The following is an 18,819-nucleotide window of genomic DNA, read 5'->3' as shown; positions in this document are numbered from 1 at the left end:
CTGTCTTGCGCCCGGAGGTGTTCAGGAGTCGCGCCGGGAGAGCCGGAGGGTGACGATTTCGAAGGGCCGCAGATTCAGGTCGATGCCGTCTCCGTCCACGGGCACTGTGGACAGGGGCCGTTCGAGCAGGTCGCAGGCCTCGGCACCGGCAAGGCCGAACCCGGTGGTGAGCTTGGCGCGCGCCCGGCCGCCGTGGGCCTCGTAGAAGCGCACGACCACGTCGCCGCTCCCGTCGTCCGCAAGCTTGACCGCGGTGATCACGACGGCGTCGTCATCGACGCTGACCAGCGGGGCCACTTCGGCGTCGCCCGGTACGCGACGCTCCGGCAGGTTGATGCGGTAGCCCTCGCGGACCGCGTCGGCGATGGTGCCGCCGGGGACCAGCGCGTAGCGGAAGCGGTGCAGCCCCTGGTCGGTCTCCGGGTCGGGGAAGCGCGGTGCGCGCAGCAAGGACAGCCGTACCGTCGTGGTGGTGCCCGTGGTGGTGTCCGCGGCGCGCACCGTCCGGGTCACGTCGTGCCCGTAGGTGGAGTCGGTGACCAGCGACACGCCCCAGCCGGGCTCCTCCAGGTGGACGAAGCGGTGGTTGCAGGCCTCGAACTTGGCCGCTTCCCAGCTGGTGTTGGTGTGAGTGGCCCGCTTGAGATGCCCGAACTGGGTCTCCGCCGTGTAGTGGTCGGTGTGGATGTCCAGCGGGAAGGCCGTCTTGAGGAACTTCTCGGTCTCGTGCCAGTCGACCTCGGTGTCGATGTCCAGCCGCTTGGCGCCCGCGTCGAGGGTCAGCTTCTGGACGGCGCGGGAGGAACCGAAGGTGCGCACGACACGCACGGCCACGGACTCCGGCCCCTCCGCCACGACCGTGACCTCGTCGACGTCCGTCAGGTCGGTGACGGTGTTGCGGTAGAACTCGTCGACGTCCCACGCGTCCCACATGTTCGGGAAGTCGGGGTGCATCTGCAGCAGGTTCGCCGCGGTTCCCGGGGCGATGCTCTCCCTGCCCGCGGTGAGGTCGTACGCGGAGACCACCAGGCCTCGCCCGTCGACGGCGACGCGGAGCAGGCCGTTGTCAAGGACGAACCCGCCCTCGGGACGGACGGTCACGCTGCATGTGCCCTCGGCCGGCGACGCCTGGCCCGCGCCGCCCGCGCGGATGCCGCCGCGCCCGTGCGGTGCGGCGTTGAAGACGACCCCGGTTCCGGCCGCAGCGTCGCCCGCGAGCGCCCGCTGCGCGTCAGCGATGATGCCGCCGAGTTCCTCGGCGACCGCCGCGTACGTCTTCTCCGCCTCGCGGTGCACCCAGGCGATCGAGGACCCGGGCAGGATGTCATGGAACTGGTGCAGCAGCACCGTCTTCCAGATGCGGTCCAACTGCTCGTGCGGGTAGGCGAATCCGGTGCGGACCGCGGCGGTGGCCGCCCACAGTTCGGCCTCCCGCAGGAGGTGTTCGCTGCGGCGGTTGCCCTGCTTGGTCCGTGCCTGGCTGGTCAGTGTCGCGCGGTGCAGCTCCAGGTACAGTTCGCCCACCCACACCGGCGGGTTCTTGTACTCGGCCTCCGCCTTCTCGAAGAATTCGGCGGGCTTCTCCCACTGGACCGCGGCGGATCCTTCGAGGCTGCGCAGCCGGGCCGCCTTCGCGACCATCTCACGGGTCGTGCCGCCGCCGCCGTCGCCCCAGCCGGTCGGGGCGAGCGAGTGGCTGGCCGCGCCCTTGTCCTTGAAGTTGCGGACGGCGTGCGCGATCTCCTTGCCCTGCATCGAGCAGTTGTAGGTGTCGACCGGCGGGAAGTGCGTGAAGATCCGTGTGCCGTCGATTCCCTCCCACAGGAACGTGTGGTGTGGGAACTTGTTGATCTGCCTCCAGGAGATCTTCTGGGTGAGCAGCCACTTGGAGCCCGCCGCCTTGATGATCTGCGGCAGCCCGGCGGCGAACCCGAAGGTGTCGGGCAGCCACGCCTCCTCGTTCTCGATGCCGAACTCGTCGAGGAAGAAGCGCTTGCCGTGCACGAACTGCCGGGCCATCGCCTCGGATCCGGGCATGTTGGTGTCGGACTCCACCCACATGCCGCCGGCCGGCACGAAGCGTCCCTCCGCCACGGCCTTCTTCACCTTGGCGTACACCTCGGGCCGGTGCTCCTTGATCCAGGCGTACTGCTGCGCCTGGGACATGGTATAGATGAAGTCCGGCTCGTCCTCCAGCAGCGCGGCCATGTTGGACGTCGTCCGGGCAACCTTCCGCACGGTCTCGCGCAGGGGCCACAGCCACGCCGAGTCGATGTGGGCGTGCCCGATCGCGCTGATCCGGTGTGCGGACGGGATGGCAGGGGCGGCGAGCACGTCCTTCAGCTGCTCGCGCGCGGCGGCCGCGGTGGCGTTGACGTCCTGCAGGTCCACGGCATCGAGGGCGCGCTCGATCGCACGCAGGATCTCCCAGCGGCGGGGCCCGTCGAGGGGGAGCTCGGCCATGAGTTCACCGAGCACCTCCAGGTCCTGCACGAGGTTCCACACCGTCTCGTCGAAGACGGCCAGGTCCATGCGGGTCAGTTTGTACTGCGGCTCGGTGCCCGCCGTCTCCTTCAGGCCGAGGTCGGTCGGCACGAAGGGGTGGTAGTCCAGGATCACCGGGTTGGAGGCCGCCTCGATGTGCAGCAGGACCTCTTCGCCGCCCTCGACCGGTGCACCGATCCGCACCCACTGGTTGCGCGGGTTGAGTCCCTTGACCGGGGTGCCGTCCGGCCGGTAAATCAGCCCCTCGCACTGGAAGCCCGGCATGTTCTCGTCGAATCCGAGGTCGAGCAGCGCCTCGACGCAGCGACCCGCCCACTCGGTCGGGACGGTGCCCGACACCGTCAGCCAGCTGGTGCCCCAGGGCGCGCCCCACGCGTCGCCGACCGCGGCGGGGGTCCGAGGGGCCGCGATCCCGTCGGCCACGGGCACGGGCTCGCCCGGCGCCGTCCAGATGCCGACTTCGAGCGGCACGGACTCCGGGTACACGGCGGGCCGGATGCGTTCGTCGAGCACACGCTTGAGGCGGGCTTCGACCAGGGTGTGGTCGTCATGCATGGGGATGCTCCGTAAGGCTTCTGAGGGTGCAGGAAATGGCAGGTGGCGGGAGGTGGTGCTGAGGACGTGAGAGGGCTTGCGGCGCGGGAGTCGTCCTACCCAGCCGTCGGTTCGGGGCGGATCAGCCCTTCACCGCGCCCTCCCCCACTCCTCTGAAGAAGAAGCGCTGCAAAGCGACGAACAGCACGACGATGGGTATCAGAGCGATCATGGCACCCGCCGCGATGGTGCGCGGGTCCACCGAGAAGGTGCTCTGGAGGTAGGACAGGCCGACGGTCAGGGTGAGCTTGTCGGGGCTCTGCAGTACCAGGAGCGGCCAGAGGAAGTCGTCCCAGGCTCCGATGAACGCGAGGATGGCGACGACGCTGATCGTGCCCTTGACGGCGGGGAGGCCTATGTAGCGCAGCCGTTGCAGCACGGTCGCGCCGTCGATCACGGCCGCCGCGTCGACCTCCGGCGGGATCGCCATGAAGGCGTTGCGCATGAGCAGCACGTTGAGTGTGCTGATCACGGCGGGCAGCGCGACACCGAGGAGTGAGTCGCCGAGCCCGAGGCTGGTGACGGTCTGGTACTGGGAGATGATCGTCACTTCCGCGGGCAGGACCAGCGTCGCGAGGAAGACCCCGAAGACCAGCTTCCTCCCCCGGAACTCCAGGCGGGCCAGTGCGAATCCGGCGATCGTGGCGCCGACGATGTTGCCGCCCACGTTGAGGAACGCGACGATCACCGAGTTCGCGGCGAAGTGCCACACCGGGATGGTGTGGGCGACCTTCGTGTAGTTGCTGAGGGTCGGGTGCTTCGGGATGAAGCTCGGCGAAGTGCTATAGACGTCCTCCGCCACGCTCTTGAGGGACGTGGACAGTTCCCACAGCAGCGGTCCCACGCTGATGAACAGGACGATCACCAGCAGGACGTACCGCGTGACGAGCGCCCTGCGGGTGAGGGCGTTGAAGGTCCCCGAGTTGGTGAGGCGCTTGCGCCGTTCCCGGGTGGAGCCGGCGGCGGGGGCCGTCCCCGGCTCAGGCAGGGTCCGCGGTTCGTGCGTCAGGCTCATGCCTCCACCCTCCGGTTCAAGCGGGCCAGCAGCAGCATCGGAACGAGGGTGACGAAGAAGAGCAGCACGCTCAGTGCCGACGCGTAACCGAGCCGCCCGCTGGAACCGCCGGCTGCGTTCTGGATGAGGAGGACGAGTGAGACGTCCTTGCCTCCAACGCCGCCGCCGCTGCCACCGAGGATGTACAGCTCGGTGAAGACCCGGATGGCGGAGACCGAGACCAGCACCGCGACCAGGATCATCGTGCGGCTGACACCGGGGATGGTCACCGAGAAGAAACGCCGTACCGCACCGGCACCGTCGACCGCGGCCGCCTCGTGCAGGTCCCGGCCGACGTTCCCGAGCGCCGAGAGATAAATGATCATGTAGTAGCCGAGGCCCTTCCACACCGTGAGCGAGATGGCGCTGAACAGCAGCAGCCAGCGTCCGGTGAGGAACGGGATCGCCTCGTGGGTGAGGTGCAGGGACTGGAGGGTCCCGTTGACCACGCCGCGGTCGTCCAGCAGCCACTGCCAGATCACCGCGACGACAACCGCCGAGGCCACGACCGGAAAGTAGAAGAGCGTGCGGAAGAAGGAGATGAACGGCAGGGACCGCTCGACCAGCAGCGCCATCAGCAACGGGAGCACAGTCAGCAGGGGTACACAGATGAGCATGTAGATCAGGCTGTTGACCAGGGCGTCGAGCACCTGCGGGTCGTGCAGCATGTCCACATAGTTACGGAATCCGACGAACTGCCCACCGGTGAGTGTGCGGACGTTCGTGAACGAGAGGAAGGCGGTGTTGATCGCGGGCCAGATGCTGAAGACGGCCAGCCAGGCCACCGCAGGCAGAATCAGCAGCCAGGGGGTGTACCACCGGTGGTATCGCATGGTGGGTCCTGTCTCGCGGGGGCGGGGCGGCGCCACCGGCGCGCATCCCGCCCCTGCAACGGTCTCGGTTAGTCGGACAGCAGCTGGTTCGCCTTGTTGACGATGGTGTCCAGCGCCTGCTTGGACGTCTCCTTGCCCGAGATCGCGAGGGCGAACTGCTGGTTGAGGATGGTGCCCATCTCCTGCGTCCAGACCGGCGGCTGGTAGTCGACGGCCTTCTGCAGGTCGTTGTACCCGATCACCGCGGCGTCGCCCTGCGGCGTTCCGTCGCTCTTCGAGTACGCCGGGTCGTGCGCGGCCGCGGCCGTGCCGGGCAGGAAGCCCTGGGCCAGCTTGACGAAGTCGACCTGGTTCTGGTTGTCGGTCGCGAACTTCGCGAACGCGAGGGCCAGCGGCAGGTTCTTGCTCTTCGACGAGACGGAGATGCCCTGGACGTTGAGGATCGGCGTGCCGATCGACGACGAGGGGATCATCTCCTTGGCGAGGGTGGGGTTCGTCTGCCGGGTCTGCTGGATGCCGTTGCCCTGGCCTGTCGTCCAGGCGACCTCCTGCTTGAGGAAGGCGGCGTTGTTGCCCATGTAGTCCGTGGTGAGCACGTTGCCCGGGAGGTAGCCGGCCTTGTACGCGGCGCGGTACTTGTCGAGCATCGCAGCCGCGGCCGGGGTGTTGAAGACGAACTTGGTCTCGTCCTTGTTCGTCAGCGCCGTGCCGGACTGGACGATGTCGTTGAGCCACGGCATGCGGCTCATCAGGAAGTCCTTGCCGCCCGACTTGTCGTGCATGACCTTGGCCTGTGCGACGAGTTCATCGAGGGTCGTCGGGAGCTTCTTCGGGTCGAGGCCGTCACGCCGGAGCATCGCCCCGTTCCAGTAGTTCATGTCGGCGCCGAGGTACCAGGGGAAGCCGTAGGTGCCCTGCATGCTGAGGTACGTGTACGCCTTGAGCCCGCTGGACACGTAGGTCGTGTCGAGCGCCGGCACGTTCTTCTTCAGGTCGAGCAGACCCCCGGTCTTGGCCACCGAGTACGCGATGTCCGGGGGCAGGTTGACGACGTCGGGCAGGCTGCCGCTGGTGACCTGGCTGATGACCTTGTCCGCGTAGTTGGCGCCGGGCTGGTCGATCCAGTTGATCTTCGTGCCGGGGTGGTCCTTCTGGAACACGTCGATCAGCGAGGTGAAGTACGGCGTGAACGTCGGGTTCTTCAGCGACCACGTCTGGAAGGTGATGGACCCCTTGAGGGGGGCGTCGGACGCCACCGTCTTCTGAGCGTCCTTGCTGCTGCCACTGCTGTCGCCAACACCACACGCGCTGACGGTCATTGCCAGCGCAGCAGCCCCAATAACGGCTGCGGTCAGGATTTTGGGGTTTCTCATGGATCCTCCTGTGGGCCGCCATTGGCCCGTCTCACCGACATACCCCGCTGGTTTCAGGGGTTATGCGATCCAGCGTCAACTAAACCGATAAAGTTCACCGGAACTATGCGTGTGGCACAGGATCATGTCAAGAGGTTGAAGTCATTTCGTAAGGCAGCCGTCAGAAGCGTTGCCTGCGGTGTGTCCGCCGTCGGGAAGGGCAACCTGACCTGGCCTTTCGGCCGAATGGCACGGGTGACAGCTCGGGAAATCCGAGCAGCACAAACACCGCTCACGGGCGCACGTAGAAGCATGCTGGGGCGGACGAGCCGCACACAAAACGGACCAAGGTATCCCTCCGTTCGTGCGAGCAATCCGGTGGCAGCCGCAGTCCGGGAGCGGTCACCTCAGAAAGCCAAGGGCCCACGGCCCCCCCGACCGGCGGGCGTTACAGTGCGGTGGAAAGGACGAGGGGCGGTGCGGTGCTCTCCCGCGCGATGAGCTCCGGCAACGAAACCTCCACGTTCCTGGCCGGCCCGCTCTCGATCAGCGCCGTCAGTTCTTCCGCCGCTCTCTTACCGAGCGCGACAGTGTCCCGGGCCAGGGCCGTCAACCAGGGGTGGACCATCCGGCAGAGCAGCGAGTCCTCCCATGCCACGATGGACAGGTCGCGCGGGATGGACAGCCCTCTGCTGGTGGCCAGCGACAGCCCGGCCGCGGCCATCACGTCGTTGTCGTAGATGATCGCGGTGGGCACGGAGTCCCCCTCCAGAGCCTGCCGGGTCGCCGCCGCCCCCTCCACGCCGGAGTAGTCAGTGGTGACCGAGCGTACGTCGGTGAGCCCGAGACGGGCTGCCTCCCTGGCCAGGGAGTGGATACGCCGCTGGGTATGGACCAGGTCGGCCAGTCCCGCGATGTGCAGGATCCGGCGATGACCCAGCTCGTGCAGGTGCGTGACGACGCGCGCCATCGCGCCCGTGTCGTCGGCGCGGAGCGTGGACAGCGCCGGGTAGAGGGCGGTCTCAGCCCCCGGCTGTTCCAGAGTGCTCCCGATGACCACGGCGGGCAGGCCGAGTTCGTTGAGCAGCCCGAGACGCGGGTCGACCGTGCGCGGATCGACGACAAGTACGCCGTCCACGCGGCGCTCCGCCCACCAGCGCCTGTACGTCGCGCATTCGGCATCGATGTCCTCCACCATCTGGAACAGCAGCCCGAGCCGGTAGTCCGCGAGCACCTGCTGGACGCCCGAGATGAGCTCCAGGACGAACGAGTCCACGCCATAGGTGTGCGCCCGCCTGGCCAGTACGAGACCGACAGTGCCCGCTCCCTCGCCGGACAGTGCCCTGGCGGCCGAGTCCGGCCACCATCCGAGCTGTTCGGCGACCCGACGGACCCGGTTCCTGGTGGCCTCGGAGACGCCGGGGCGGTCGTTGAGCGCGAAGGAGACCGCACTCTCAGACACCCCCGCACGGAGAGCGATGTCCTTCATCGTGGGCCGTCGCGCCGGAGTACGTCTGGTCCGCCGACCCGCCACGGGCACCCTCTTGTCCGATGGTTGCCCTGCGTCCATTCCCCACACCTCCTGGAAGCAGTCTGCCCGCGTGCCTCTTCAAGAGGTACAACTAAGGCGCTTGACCTAGCGGACTATAAAGCGTTTTAGTTGCACCTCACAAGACCCGGCAACTCGCACTCTTCATCGAAGTTTCAGCTCGACCGGCGGCGAAGGAAGGGGATGTACTGACAATGCATGCCGCCACCCTTCGGGCTGTCGGGCCCTTCGTTCTACCCAAGGACTCCCCACGCGCATGACTGCTGAGAGCAGCGCGCCACACGCGCAGATCCCCCGATCGCCGCGCTTCGGCGTCAACTACACACCATCGGAGGGCTGGTTCCACCACTGGCTCGACTTCGACCTGGCTTCCGTCGAGGCCGACCTGGACTCCATCGCGATCCTCGGCCTCGACCATATCCGGGTGTTTCCGCTGTGGCCGCTCTTCCAGCCCAACCGCACGCTGATCAGGCCGCGCGCCGTCGAACAGCTGGTTCAGCTGGTGGACGCGGCGGCCGAGCGCGGTCTCGACGTCAACGTCGACGGGCTGCAGGGCCACCTCTCCAGCTTCGACTTCCAGCCGTCGTGGACCCAGACCTGGCACCGGCGCAACATGTTCACCGATCCCGACGTGGTGGACGCGGAGGCCGCGTACCTGCGCACGCTGGCCGCGGCCCTCGCGGACCGCCCCAACTTCATCGGCATGACGGTGGGCAACGAGGTCAACCAGTTCTCCAGCGGCCCGCACCCGGATCCCGACCGGATCACACCGCAGCAGGCCGAGTCCTGGCTGACGCGGATGCTCGCCGCGTGCGAGAGCGGCGCCCCCGGCAGGCTGCACGTGCACGCCGAGTACGACGCCGCCTGGTACCAGGACGAGCACCCGTTCACCCCGGCCCAGTGCTCGCGCCTCGGCGGGGCGACCACGATCCATTCGTGGGTGTTCAACGGAACCGCCCAGACCTACGGAACACGGTCGACGGCCACCTCCCAGCACGCCGCCTACCTGATCGAGCTCTCCAAGGGGTGGGCGGACGACCCGAGCCGGCCGGTGTGGCTGCAGGAGGTCGGCGCGCCGGCCCCGCACATCCCGGCCTCCTACGCGGCCGAGTTCGCCGAAGCGACGATCGCGTCCGCCCTCGACTGCCCCGACGTCTGGGGGGTCACCTGGTGGTGCTCGCACGACGTGGACCGGCGACTCGCGGACTTCCCCGAGCTCGAGTACAGCCTCGGCCTGCTGACCAACGGCCGCGAGGTCAAGCCGGTCGGCCAGGGCATCGCACGGCTCGTCGCAAGCGTGCGCGAGCGCGGTGTGTCTCCGGCTCCTCGCACCACCGCCCTGGTGGTGGACGTCGGGGACGCCGGGGATCCCGATGCCGCACCGAAGTCGTCGGTCTGTGGCCCCGGTGGTGCCGTGTTCGAAGCATTCATGCGGTTGAGCGAAAGCGGAGTCAGGCCCACGACCGTGCTCGCCGGACGTGCCGGTGACACCGGTCATTTGGCGGCGCGTGGCATCACGGAGGTCGTCACCCCTGACGAGGTGGCCTGAGGAGGCGGCCGGACGAGGGCCGCTCGTTCCGGTTCCTCCGCTCCTCCATACGCGCGGTGAGGGCCGCCCCGAATGACTGCACCTCCCCGAATGACTGCGCCGCCGCTGCCCCGAACCCGCCCGGGCTCGGGGCAGCGGCGGCGTCCCATCGGGGTGGATCGGTGGCGCGGGCTCTGCTACGACGACGTGAACCGGTCGACGTCGAACTTCTTTCACCTCTTTACCCACCGCAACCGCAGTACAGAGACGAGGTGGTGAGACCTCCGCCCCTGGACAACCTGGTCCGGAGACGGTCAGTGTCCAAGTGTCGGTTGGACCGCCAGGGAAGGATGTCTTGCGCGCTGCAGGTCGTCACAGCACCTCATGAAGTCCTGGACGACATCCTCGTCGTACGTGATGCCCGCGGAGTGGCTTGCGATCGTTGTGCGCTGCAGGCTCCAGCAAGCGCCGTCGGGTGCGGGAGGCTCCTCAGGCAGGACGTCGAGCACCGCACCGCACACCTGCCCGTCGGCCAGCGCCCGGGCCAGCGATTCCATGTGCATCGTGGCGCCCCTGCCGACGTTGATGAAGGTGGCCTCGTTCAGCTGTCGGAACACCGTGTCGTCGAAGAGTCCCGCGGTGGCCGCTGTGAGCGGAAGAGCGTGGATCACCCAACGCGCCTGAGGCAGGACCTCCTTCGCTCGGCTCGGCAAGACGGCCGTCGCGTTCGACCCGGAGCCCCACCAGATCCGCTCGCGCAGCCCCTCCGAGTGCGGTTCGGGAGCCTTCAGTCCGGCGTCGGCCAGCAGGGCGTCGAAGGCGGAGGGTGCGCCGGTCGTACACGGCCTTCGCCAGGGCCATGGACAGGCGGGACGTCCAGGGCGAGCAGACCGATGTAGGTCTTCTCGTCCGATCGAACCCAGGGCGGCGCGGGTGGCCATCACCACGAGAGCCCGAGTTCGGAGGGCAGCCGCTGCCACCGCCGGTTCGCGGGAATTCGGCTACGCCCCGGTCGAGGCCGCGGGCCGAGCGCTCGCCTAGTCCATCGACCTGGCGGTCGCGGCCGAGGAGCTCGGCGTGGACGGCGCGTACTTCCGCGTACACCACTTCGCGCAGCAGGCGGCCAGCCCGTTCCCGCTGCTGTCGGCCATCGGTGCCCGGACCTCGAAGATCGAGATCGGCACCGGCAACGTCTCCAGATGCGTGACGACTTCATCGGACGGGCCACCGAGCTACTGGACGATAAGGGAAGGCGTATCGGACTGGCCACGCTCTGGAACGACATGTACTGCATGTCACGGCGCAACTTCCAGGGGATCGTCACGGTGAACGGTTTGCTCGCCGACGAGTCGGTGTCCTTCGCGGGATACCTCGCCGGTCAGCCGAGCCGGGCCTCACGGGATCGGGCGAGCCTTGTCGCGAACCAGGACCAGGTCCGCCTCTGGATACGACGGCAGGAACAACAGCTCTGCGGCAATGGGCACTTCGGGGACTCGGTCCAGATGGAGTTGGCTCATACCCTCAACAACGCGTTCAACGAACTCGGAGACGACATCGCCTTCGCCCTCACGGCGGAGTGCGTCCTGCGCCCCGCCGACACTGCATCCCACCCCGCCCCCGACCGGGAGCACACCACCTGGGCCGCCTTCCTGCGCTCCCAGGCCGAGACCATCCTGGCCGCAGACTTCTTCGAGGCCAAGACCCTCACCGTGCTGGCGATGATCGAGCACGCCACCCGCCGCGTGAGGATCCTCGACGCCACGGCACATCCGACCGCGGCATGGGTCACCCAGGTCGCAAGGAATCTTGCCATGGACGTCCAGGACAGCGGGGCGAAGATCAAGTACCTGATCCGGGACCGCAACGTCCGCTACCCAGCGGACTTCGACGCTGTCCTGGCAGACGAAGGCATCGAGGTCGCGCGGACCGGGGTAAGGATGCCCCGCATGAACGCGATCATGGAGCGCTGGATCCGCTCGTGCAGGACCGAACTCCTCGACCGAACCTTTATCTGGAACCAGACCCACCTGCTGCACACCCTGCGCGAGTACGAGACGTTCTTCAACCAGCACCGCCGCCACCGCACCCTCGCAGGCGCCGCACCTCTGCGCCCACTGCACGAACCGATCACCGAACCCACCCAACTGACCCACCTGAACGTCCGCCGACGAGACCGACTCGGAGGGACGCTGCACGAATACCAACATGCCGCGTGACCAGCACGGACGTGATTCTCGGCACCTACAAAGTCGGGCCGGCCCCTGCCGGCCTATGCCAAACCGCGTCGTGTTCCGTGCGCGGCGCCACTCTCCTCAGCGGTTCCGCAGCGCGGCGGCCGAGTAGCCCGCGACGTTCTTGTAGGCGGCGATGATCCCTTCGAGTTCGACGGCCGAGATCACGTCCTCGATGCGTTCGAAGGGCTGGTCGCCAGTGCGCTCGTAAACCTCGCGCAACACAGCGTCCGGCGGGTTGGTGCGGTTCGCCTGGACGACGGCGGCCGTCGCGGGACGCCGCACGCTCTCGTACGCGGTGAACGCCTCGGCCACATCGCCGTGCTGAACGATCGCCTCGGCCAGACATCCCGCGTCCAGTATGGCCTGACCCGCGCCGTTGGACCCCCGCGGCACCATCGGGTGGGCGGCGTCGCCCAGCAGGGTGACTCTTCCACGGCCCCACCAGGGCAGGGGGTCCTGGTCGACCATGGGGTACTCGAGGATGGTGTCGGAGGCGCGGAACAGCTCGGGTACGTCCAGCCAGTCGAAGTGCCAGTCGGCGAACCGGTCGATGAAGTCCTCGACACGGCCGGGGCGGTTCCAGTCCCGCTCGGCGTGGTGGGGCGTCGCCACCTCGACCACCCAATTGACAAGCTGGCGGGCCTGGTTGTCGATGTGGTTGCGGATGGGGTAGACGACCAGCTTGCCGGTGGCCAGCCACCCCGCTCGGATCATCGCGGCACCGCCGAGTATCTCGGGCCACGGGGCCACGCCGCGCCACATGTTGTATCCGGAGTAGACGGGTCGGCCCTCGTCGGGGTGGAACTGCTTGCGGATGGTGGAGCGGACTCCGTCGCAGGCGACGGCCGCATCGGCGCGGGCGGTCGAGGTGGTGCCGTCGGGGTGGGTGAAGTGCAGGGTGACGCCGATGCCGTCGTCCTCGACCAGGGTGCAGCGGTGGCCGGTCAGCAGCGCGTCGGGACCGAGCCTGTCGCGTACCGCGTCGGCCAGCACCTGCTGGAGGTCACCCCGGTGGATGGAGAACTGGGGCCAGTCGTATCCGGCATCGCGTCCGACGGGTTCGGTGTAGATGTGCTGGCCGAACCGGTTGAAGAACATGGATTTCCGGGTCGTCACCGCCACTGCGGCCAGATCGCCGTCGAGGCCCAGCCGGGCCAGACGCCGGGTGGCGTGCGGCAGGATGTTGATGCCCACTCCCACGGCACCCAGTTCGGCGACCGCCTCGTACACCTGGCACGGTACGCCGACGGCGTGCAGTTCGAGTGCCAGGGTGAGGCCTGCGATGCCGCCGCCAATGATCGCCACGCGGGGTTGCGCGTTCATGAGACTCCATTCGTCACGGCCGGCGTGCCGGCGCCGGCCTGTTGTCACAGCCAGCGCGGAAGGGCCGGCAGAGGCAGGCCCCCGGTGTCGAGGCCGCCGTCGGGGGTGGGCAGAGGCCGGCCCGCGGCCCAGCGCAGCAGGTCGATGGCGCTGCCCCGGACGACTGGCGCCGCCGCCATCGCAGCGCCCGCGACGGTCCAGGCCCCGCCGGGAACGTCGGTGGCCAGGAGTTCCACGGCGGGGGCGCCGTCGCGGCGGCCGAGCGTCCCTGCGATGTCGTCGAGCAGGACCGTCACAAGGTCGCCGGGCAATGCCGCGAACGTCTCTCCGGCATCCAGATCGACCAGGTGTACCCACACTTCCCGGGTCCTGAGCCAGGGCACCTCGCGGGCGGGGATGTCCCTGCCCTGAGCGCTGCGCACGCGGGCGTCCCAGGAGGTGGGCGGAAGCGAGGCGGTGGCAGCGGCCAGACGCAGGTCGGCGGCGTGCAGGTCGGCACGCAGCGCTTCCGGCGTCTGCCCGACACCGGACTCTATGTCGGCCTCGCGCTGCCCGGGACGCGCGTACATCGGCGTCTCGGTCCCGGTGCGCGCCCAGTGCAGCAGGTTCACCAGGGCGTCCGCGTTGCGGGCGAGGTGCGCGACGAGGTGAGCACGGCTCCAGCCGGGCAGGGCACACGGAGCGGCGAGTTGGGCGTCGGACAGCGCTGCCACGGCTGCTTCGAACCGCTTCGTACCTTCCTCCTGCCAGCGCAGCAGCCTGGCGAGCCCGTCGTCGGCAGGCTCCATCAGTCGGCCTCAGCCTTCTCGGCGCGGCAGACGTTGCGGCACTCGCCGATCCCCTCGATGCGCGTGGTGAGGACGGCACCGTCCGCCAGGTAGCGCTTGGGGTTCCTGGCGTGGCCGACACCGCCTGGTGTGCCGGTGGCGATAATGTCGCCCGGCGCGAGCGGCACGATGCGCGAGAGGTAGCTGGCGATTTCCGCAGGGCCGAACACGAGGTCGGCGGTGGACGCGGACTGCACCTCCTCCCCGTCGACGCCGCAGCTCAACCGTGCGTCCAAGGCCGCGGCCCGCGCGTCCTGCACATCGCAGACGACGAGGTGGGGGCCGACCGGTGTGGTGGCGGCGAACGTCTTGCCCTGCAGCCACTGAAGCGTGCGGTACTGCCAGTCCCGCGCCGTCACGTCGTTGAGCACGGTGTAGCCGGCGATGGCGCGGGCCGCGGTGTCGGGGTCGGCGTGCCGCAGGGGACGGCCGATCACGATCGCCAGTTCGGCCTCCCAGTCCATCGCGTCCGACTCGGAGGGCAGGACGATGTCGTCGTACGCGCCGATCAGCGCGGGCGGGAACTTCGCGAACAGTGTGGGGAACTCGGGCTCCTCGCGCCCCATCTCGGCAATGTGGGAACGGTAGTTTATGCCCACGCAGACGATCTTCTCGGGACGGGGCACGACGGGTGCCACGTCGAAGTCGGCACCCGGCAGCTGCGGACCGTCCGCCGCGGCGCGTGACCGCCAATCAGGCAGGGCGAGCAGCGCACCGAGGTCGGGCAGTGCAAGATCGACGGCGTGATCATCCTCGACGCGTACGGCTCGAGTGCCCTGGGAGGTGCGGATGGTGGCCAGTTTCACGGCATTTCCTTCGCGGCGTCGTCTGCTCCGACGCGGGAACGGTAGAGGTTGAGCGCTTCGTACACCGGCGCGTCACTGAAGTTGAACAGGTCCAGGTCGGTTGCCGCCTCGATGGAGAACGGCTGCCAGGACGGCACGGCGATCAGATCGCCTCGCTGCACCTGCGTGGTCGTCTCACCGACGCGGACGGTGCCGGTTCCGGAGAACACCTGCCACACCGCGGAGCCGACGACCCGGGTGACGGGCATCGCGGCGCCCGCGCGCAGGCGGTGCATCTCGGTGCGCAGGGTGACGAGTGCGTCCTTGCCGCTGATGGGGTTGGTGAAGCGCACCGCGGCATGGCCGGGGCCTGCCACACCGGGGTGACCCTCGCTCTCCAGTTCCAGTTGCGCGGTCAACGCGGCATCGGTGTGCTGCCAACGGTACGCAGCCAAAGGAGAGTTGACGGACGACACGGCGACACTGGACAGCGGGCGCAGTCCCGGATACGCCCACAGGCGCTCGCCGCGCGAGGTCTTAGGTGTGGAGGAGTCGGCGAGCTCCGCGGGGCCGAACTCGAAGAATCCCGCGTCGAGCCCGGCGACCAGCGGGATGTCGAGACCGTCGAGCCAGGCCATGGGCGTGTCCGTCGGGTTGTGATGCTCGTGGAACGCCCATCCGGGGGTCAACAGCAGGTCGCCTCGCCGCATCGCCACCGGGTCGCCGTCCACCACGGTCCACACGCCCTCGCCCTCGACCACGAAACGGAAGGCGCCCTGGGAGTGCCGGTGGGAGGGGGCGACCTCGCGCGGACCCAGGTATTGGATGGCCGCCCACAGCGTCGGGGTCGCGTAGGGCTCCCCGGGCAGGCCGGGGTTGGCCAGGGCGATGGCCCGGCGCTCCCCGCCCCGGCCGACGGGCACAAGATCACCGGCCCGCTCGGCGATGGGGTACAGATCCCGCCAATGCCAGACGTGCGCTCGCGCGGCGGGCTGGGGGGTCATTGGCATCAGGTCTTCGCGCTGGGTCCACAAGGGCAGCAGGCCCGCGTCCGCGAAGTCCTCGTACAACTGCTTGAGAGCGGTTTCCTCAGTCGTCATGCGCCCGTCCCTAGGTGATCTGCTGCGACGCGTCCACGGTAGGCACACTTGTTCACTGTGAGGAATCCGGCGGCGCTATAATTCTTCAGTGCGAAACGAATCCTCGTATCCGGTCGAGTCGGCCGACAACGTCCTGCGCCTGCTGTTGCTCCTGTCGGAGCGTCAGCGGCTGCGCGTCAGCGACGCAGCGGAGCACCTCGGCGTGGCGAGGTCGACCGCGCACCGGCTCCTGCGTACGCTCAGCGCGCGCGATTTCGCGACGCAGGACGCGCACCGGGCCTACCGCCCGGGCCCCGCCTTCGAGCGCCTCGTCAGGACCGGGCCGGCCGCGCGGGACCTTCGGACGCTGTTGCACGCACACGTCGAGGCGCTGCACCGCGAGGTCGGCGAGACCTGCCACCTGATGGTCCTGGAGGGCAACGGCGCCCGGTTCATCGACTGCGCCGAGTCCGCCCACGTGCTGCGGGTCAGCTCCCGCGTCGGCATGCTGCTGCCCGCCCATGTGACGTCGGGCGGCAAGGCGTTGCTCGCCGAGCTGTCCGCCGAGGAGGTGGCGGACCTGTACCCGAGGAACCTTCCGGGCGCACCGGGGGCTCCGGCCGTCGACCGCGCGGCGGTGCGGCGGCAGCTCGCGGCGGTGCGGCGCCGGGGCTACGCCACCAACTTCGAGGAGAGCGAGCGTGGCATCGTGGCCGTCGGCGCCTGTGTCAGGGACGGATCAGGTCGGGCGGTGGCGGCTTTCGCGGTCGGGGCACCCAGCGCCCGCATTCCGCGCTCGCGGGTTCCCGAGTTGGCCAAGAAGGTCATGGCGGCCGCCGAGGCCGCGACGGTGGATCTGTGACCGGCGGCCGGCTCAGGGGCGCGGGCTGACCACCGAGCCGGCCGCAGGGCGCGTCCGGGTATGCCCTGAGGCGCGCTCTGATGCCGTTGTTGCGCACAGAAGAATTCGAGCACAGCCGAGTTCTTCACAGAGAATTCCACGCCTACCGTGAGGCAGCCCCCGGCGGAACGAGCCGACGGGCGCGGCTTTCAAGGAGGCCTCTGTGTCAAAGGCGACAATGGATGTACGTGAGGAGCTGGGCGGAGCGCCGCTGCGCCCGTTCCACTGGATGCTCGTGATGATGGTCGCCCTCGCGACCCTTTTCGACGGTTACGACACTCTTGTCCCGTCCTACGTGATCCACTTCGTGGTCAAGCCCTGGCATCTGTCGTCCAGCTCCGCCGGCTTCCTGGTGTCGTCGGGCCTGATCGGTTTCGCGGTGGGGTCGCTGCTGCACGGCATGGTGGCCGACCGGATCGGCCGGCGACCGACCCTGATCGCCGGCCTGATGATCGCCGGCGTATTCAGCGTGCTGACGGGGGTGTGGGGCACCTCCTTCGCATCGTTCATCACCCTGCGCGCTCTCACCGGCCTCGGTCTCGGTGTCCTGCTGCCGCTGGGGTCGGCGTACATCAACGAGTACCTTCCCGACCGGACGCGCAACAGACTCGCGGCACTCGGCGGCGGCGGATTCGCACTCGGCGGTGTGCTCGCGGCGGTCACCGGCGTGAACCTGACGGCCGGTGGGGACTGGCAGGTGCTGTTCTACCTGGGCGGTGGTGCCGCCGTGCTCGGCCTGATCTACTTCGTCGTCTTCCCCGAGTCGGTGGAATTCCTGGTCGCACACGAGCGGCCGGAGCAGGCCGCGCGCCTGCTCGCCCGGATCCGCCCCGACCGCGCGGCCGACTATGCGTCCGCGCGACTCGTCACCTCCCCCAGGCCCGCGGCCGTGGGCGGGCGTCTGGTGCTCGCGCCCGCCTACCGCACGCGCACCCTGGCGCTGTGGGCGTCCGCGTTCCTGCTGCTGTTCGGCGTGTACGGGCTGTCCTCGTGGACGCCCGAGCTCATGATCGACCGCGGTGAGAGCTTCGCGACCGGGTACGTCTTCGGCGCGGTGCTCCAGGGCATGTCCATAGTGGGTGCCCTGGCGGGCGGTTTCGTCGCGGACCGCTACCTCGGTGCGCGCCGCACCCTGATGACGTGGTGCGCGCTGGGTGCGCTGGCCACCCTGCTTGTCGCCTTCACCGGCACGACGGCGGGCGACGCCATCGGCGTGGGCGCGGCCGGCCTGTTCATCATCGGCGGGCAGTTCCTGCTCAACAACGTCTGCGCGGTGACCTATCCGGTGCAGGCACGCGGCACCGGCGCCGGCTACATGCTCGGCTTCGGCCGGGCCGGAGGTATCCTCGGCCCCTACATCGGCGGATGGCTGCTCGACGCGTTCGGCGGCACGCGGATGCTGTACGTCGCGGTCGCGGTGGCCGCGCTGCTCGCGGTGGCCACAACCTCGCTGCTGACCGGCACCCGCACGACCCAGCCGTCGGCCACCCAGGTCCCGGACACCGCGCCCAGCCTCTGACACCCGCGGCCATGGGCCCTGCGTCGCGCCTACACCTCGAGCAGGCAGTCGGCCGGGCACCCGCACCCGGTCTTCCGCTGCGGGCCGGGCCACCAAACCGGCGGCCACCGCGACAGTACGGACTGCCAGGCGCCGAGCTGTTCTTGGTGCTCCGGCGCACAGGCCGCATGGCGGCCAGGCTGAACGAGGAGCGGGCCACGCTGTGGGGCTCGGAAAGTCATCGCCGCAGGTCAAGCGGCGTACCGGTACTCGTTGATGGCGCTGCCGAGGATGCGGGTGCGCGGGAGTCTGTGGCTGTCGAGGTCGTGGACGGGGGCGGGCTGCCCGGAGGCGTGAGGGGGTCTTTGATCTCGGGCCCGGTGAGGTCGATGCGCGTTGTAGTGCCGTTCGAAGTCGGCGAGGACTTGCCGGGCGTGGGCCTCGTTCATGAGCAGGACGTGGTCGAGGGCCTCGCGGCGGACGGTGCCGATCACCCGCTCGCAGTATGCGTTCATCCGTGGCGCCCGTGGCGCGCTGAGCAGCACGTCCATGTCCTCGGCTTCGAAGACGGCGTCGAAGGACGGGTCGTACTTGGCGTCGCGGTCGCGCAGCACGAAGCGCAGGGACTCCAGGGCCAGTTGCCCGTTACTGAGACACGCTCCCTAGGGAGCGTATCCAGTTGTGATCAATCTGCAGGATTCGCTCCCGCAGCGGGGCAAGTTCCGGTAGATCGTCATGCATGACGCAGATGCAACTG

At 68.9% G+C, this 18,819-nt stretch carries 15 protein-coding genes and 1 pseudogene; 5 read left to right on the top strand and 11 right to left on the bottom strand.

What is annotated here, in order from left to right; all coding sequences use genetic code 11:
• Positions 1-21 precede the first annotated feature (21 nt).
• The 5 genes from ACZ3TS_RS37955 to ACZ3TS_RS37935 all read right to left on the bottom strand — a co-directional run bounded on the left by ACZ3TS_RS37955 (position 22) and on the right by ACZ3TS_RS37935 (position 7,908).
• Positions 22-3,060 carry an alpha-mannosidase gene (locus ACZ3TS_RS37955; RefSeq protein ID WP_467626587.1) on the bottom strand — a complete coding sequence of 1,013 codons (3,039 nt, stop codon included), beginning with the start codon at positions 3,058-3,060 and terminating at the stop codon, positions 22-24.
• Between the two features lie 121 nt (positions 3,061-3,181).
• On the bottom strand, positions 3,182-4,114 hold the full coding sequence (locus ACZ3TS_RS37950) for a carbohydrate ABC transporter permease (protein ID WP_467626585.1): 933 nt from the start codon (positions 4,112-4,114) through the stop codon (positions 3,182-3,184).
• On the bottom strand, positions 4,111-4,986 hold the full coding sequence (locus tag ACZ3TS_RS37945; RefSeq protein ID WP_467626582.1) for a carbohydrate ABC transporter permease: 876 nt from the start codon (positions 4,984-4,986) through the stop codon (positions 4,111-4,113). Before ACZ3TS_RS37945 ends, ACZ3TS_RS37950 begins: the two co-directional genes overlap by 4 nt.
• Before the next feature lie 68 nt (positions 4,987-5,054).
• Positions 5,055-6,242: an extracellular solute-binding protein gene (locus tag ACZ3TS_RS37940; RefSeq protein ID WP_467626580.1), complete on the bottom strand. Its 1,188-nt coding sequence runs from the start codon at positions 6,240-6,242 to the stop codon at positions 5,055-5,057.
• A 544-nt stretch (positions 6,243-6,786) separates the two neighbouring features.
• Entirely contained in the window at positions 6,787-7,908 is a 1,122-nt protein-coding gene (locus ACZ3TS_RS37935) for a LacI family DNA-binding transcriptional regulator (protein WP_467626578.1), read from the bottom strand.
• Positions 7,909-8,143: 235 nt separating this feature from the next.
• Between ACZ3TS_RS37935 and ACZ3TS_RS37930 the strand changes: the two genes are divergently transcribed.
• On the top strand, positions 8,144-9,436 hold the full coding sequence (locus ACZ3TS_RS37930; protein WP_467626576.1) for a glycoside hydrolase 5 family protein: 1,293 nt from the start codon (positions 8,144-8,146) through the stop codon (positions 9,434-9,436).
• Positions 9,437-9,729: 293 nt separating this feature from the next.
• Here the strand turns inward: ACZ3TS_RS37930 and ACZ3TS_RS37925 are convergent, their stop codons facing one another.
• Positions 9,730-10,356, bottom strand: a complete 627-nt coding sequence (locus ACZ3TS_RS37925) for an NAD(P)-dependent oxidoreductase (protein WP_467626574.1) — start codon at positions 10,354-10,356, stop codon at positions 9,730-9,732.
• A gap of 100 nt (positions 10,357-10,456) precedes the next feature.
• Here ACZ3TS_RS37925 and ACZ3TS_RS37920 point away from each other — a divergent pair.
• Positions 10,457-10,603: pseudogene (locus ACZ3TS_RS37920) on the top strand (LLM class flavin-dependent oxidoreductase); the annotation flags it as partial.
• A gap of 11 nt (positions 10,604-10,614) precedes the next feature.
• Positions 10,615-11,631 (top strand): integrase core domain-containing protein, encoded by a 1,017-nt coding sequence (locus ACZ3TS_RS37915; protein ID WP_467626571.1) that lies wholly within the window; start codon positions 10,615-10,617, stop codon positions 11,629-11,631.
• Positions 11,632-11,727: 96 nt separating this feature from the next.
• On the opposite strand, the gene ACZ3TS_RS37910 is transcribed toward ACZ3TS_RS37915, so the two are convergent.
• Genes ACZ3TS_RS37910 through ACZ3TS_RS37895 form a run of 4 tightly spaced genes read right to left on the bottom strand, consistent with a single transcriptional unit; the run spans position 11,728 to position 15,684 of the window.
• A complete protein-coding gene (locus ACZ3TS_RS37910) occupies positions 11,728-12,972 on the bottom strand; it encodes a flavin-dependent oxidoreductase (RefSeq protein ID WP_467626569.1) in 1,245 nt (414 codons plus the stop codon).
• Between the two features lie 44 nt (positions 12,973-13,016).
• A complete protein-coding gene (locus ACZ3TS_RS37905) occupies positions 13,017-13,760 on the bottom strand; it encodes a maleylpyruvate isomerase family mycothiol-dependent enzyme (RefSeq protein ID WP_467626567.1) in 744 nt (247 codons plus the stop codon).
• Positions 13,760-14,605: a fumarylacetoacetate hydrolase family protein gene (locus ACZ3TS_RS37900; RefSeq protein ID WP_467626565.1), complete on the bottom strand. Its 846-nt coding sequence runs from the start codon at positions 14,603-14,605 to the stop codon at positions 13,760-13,762. The genes ACZ3TS_RS37905 and ACZ3TS_RS37900 overlap by 1 nt, the downstream gene beginning before the upstream one ends.
• Positions 14,602-15,684 carry a cupin domain-containing protein gene (locus ACZ3TS_RS37895; RefSeq protein WP_467626563.1) on the bottom strand — a complete coding sequence of 361 codons (1,083 nt, stop codon included), beginning with the start codon at positions 15,682-15,684 and terminating at the stop codon, positions 14,602-14,604. The genes ACZ3TS_RS37900 and ACZ3TS_RS37895 overlap by 4 nt, the downstream gene beginning before the upstream one ends.
• A gap of 88 nt (positions 15,685-15,772) precedes the next feature.
• On the opposite strand from ACZ3TS_RS37895, the gene ACZ3TS_RS37890 reads away from it, so the two are divergent.
• Positions 15,773-16,525: an IclR family transcriptional regulator gene (locus tag ACZ3TS_RS37890; RefSeq protein WP_467626561.1), complete on the top strand. Its 753-nt coding sequence runs from the start codon at positions 15,773-15,775 to the stop codon at positions 16,523-16,525.
• A gap of 202 nt (positions 16,526-16,727) precedes the next feature.
• On the top strand, positions 16,728-18,083 hold the full coding sequence (locus ACZ3TS_RS37885) for an MFS transporter (RefSeq protein WP_467626559.1): 1,356 nt from the start codon (positions 16,728-16,730) through the stop codon (positions 18,081-18,083).
• A 230-nt stretch (positions 18,084-18,313) separates the two neighbouring features.
• On the opposite strand, the gene ACZ3TS_RS37880 is transcribed toward ACZ3TS_RS37885, so the two are convergent.
• On the bottom strand, positions 18,314-18,676 hold the full coding sequence (locus ACZ3TS_RS37880; protein WP_467626556.1) for an integrase core domain-containing protein: 363 nt from the start codon (positions 18,674-18,676) through the stop codon (positions 18,314-18,316).
• Positions 18,677-18,819 lie beyond the last annotated feature (143 nt).

Source organism: Streptomyces sp. NPDC022910 (genome assembly GCF_055561075.1).
This window is presented reverse-complemented; position numbering and strand designations above follow the sequence as displayed.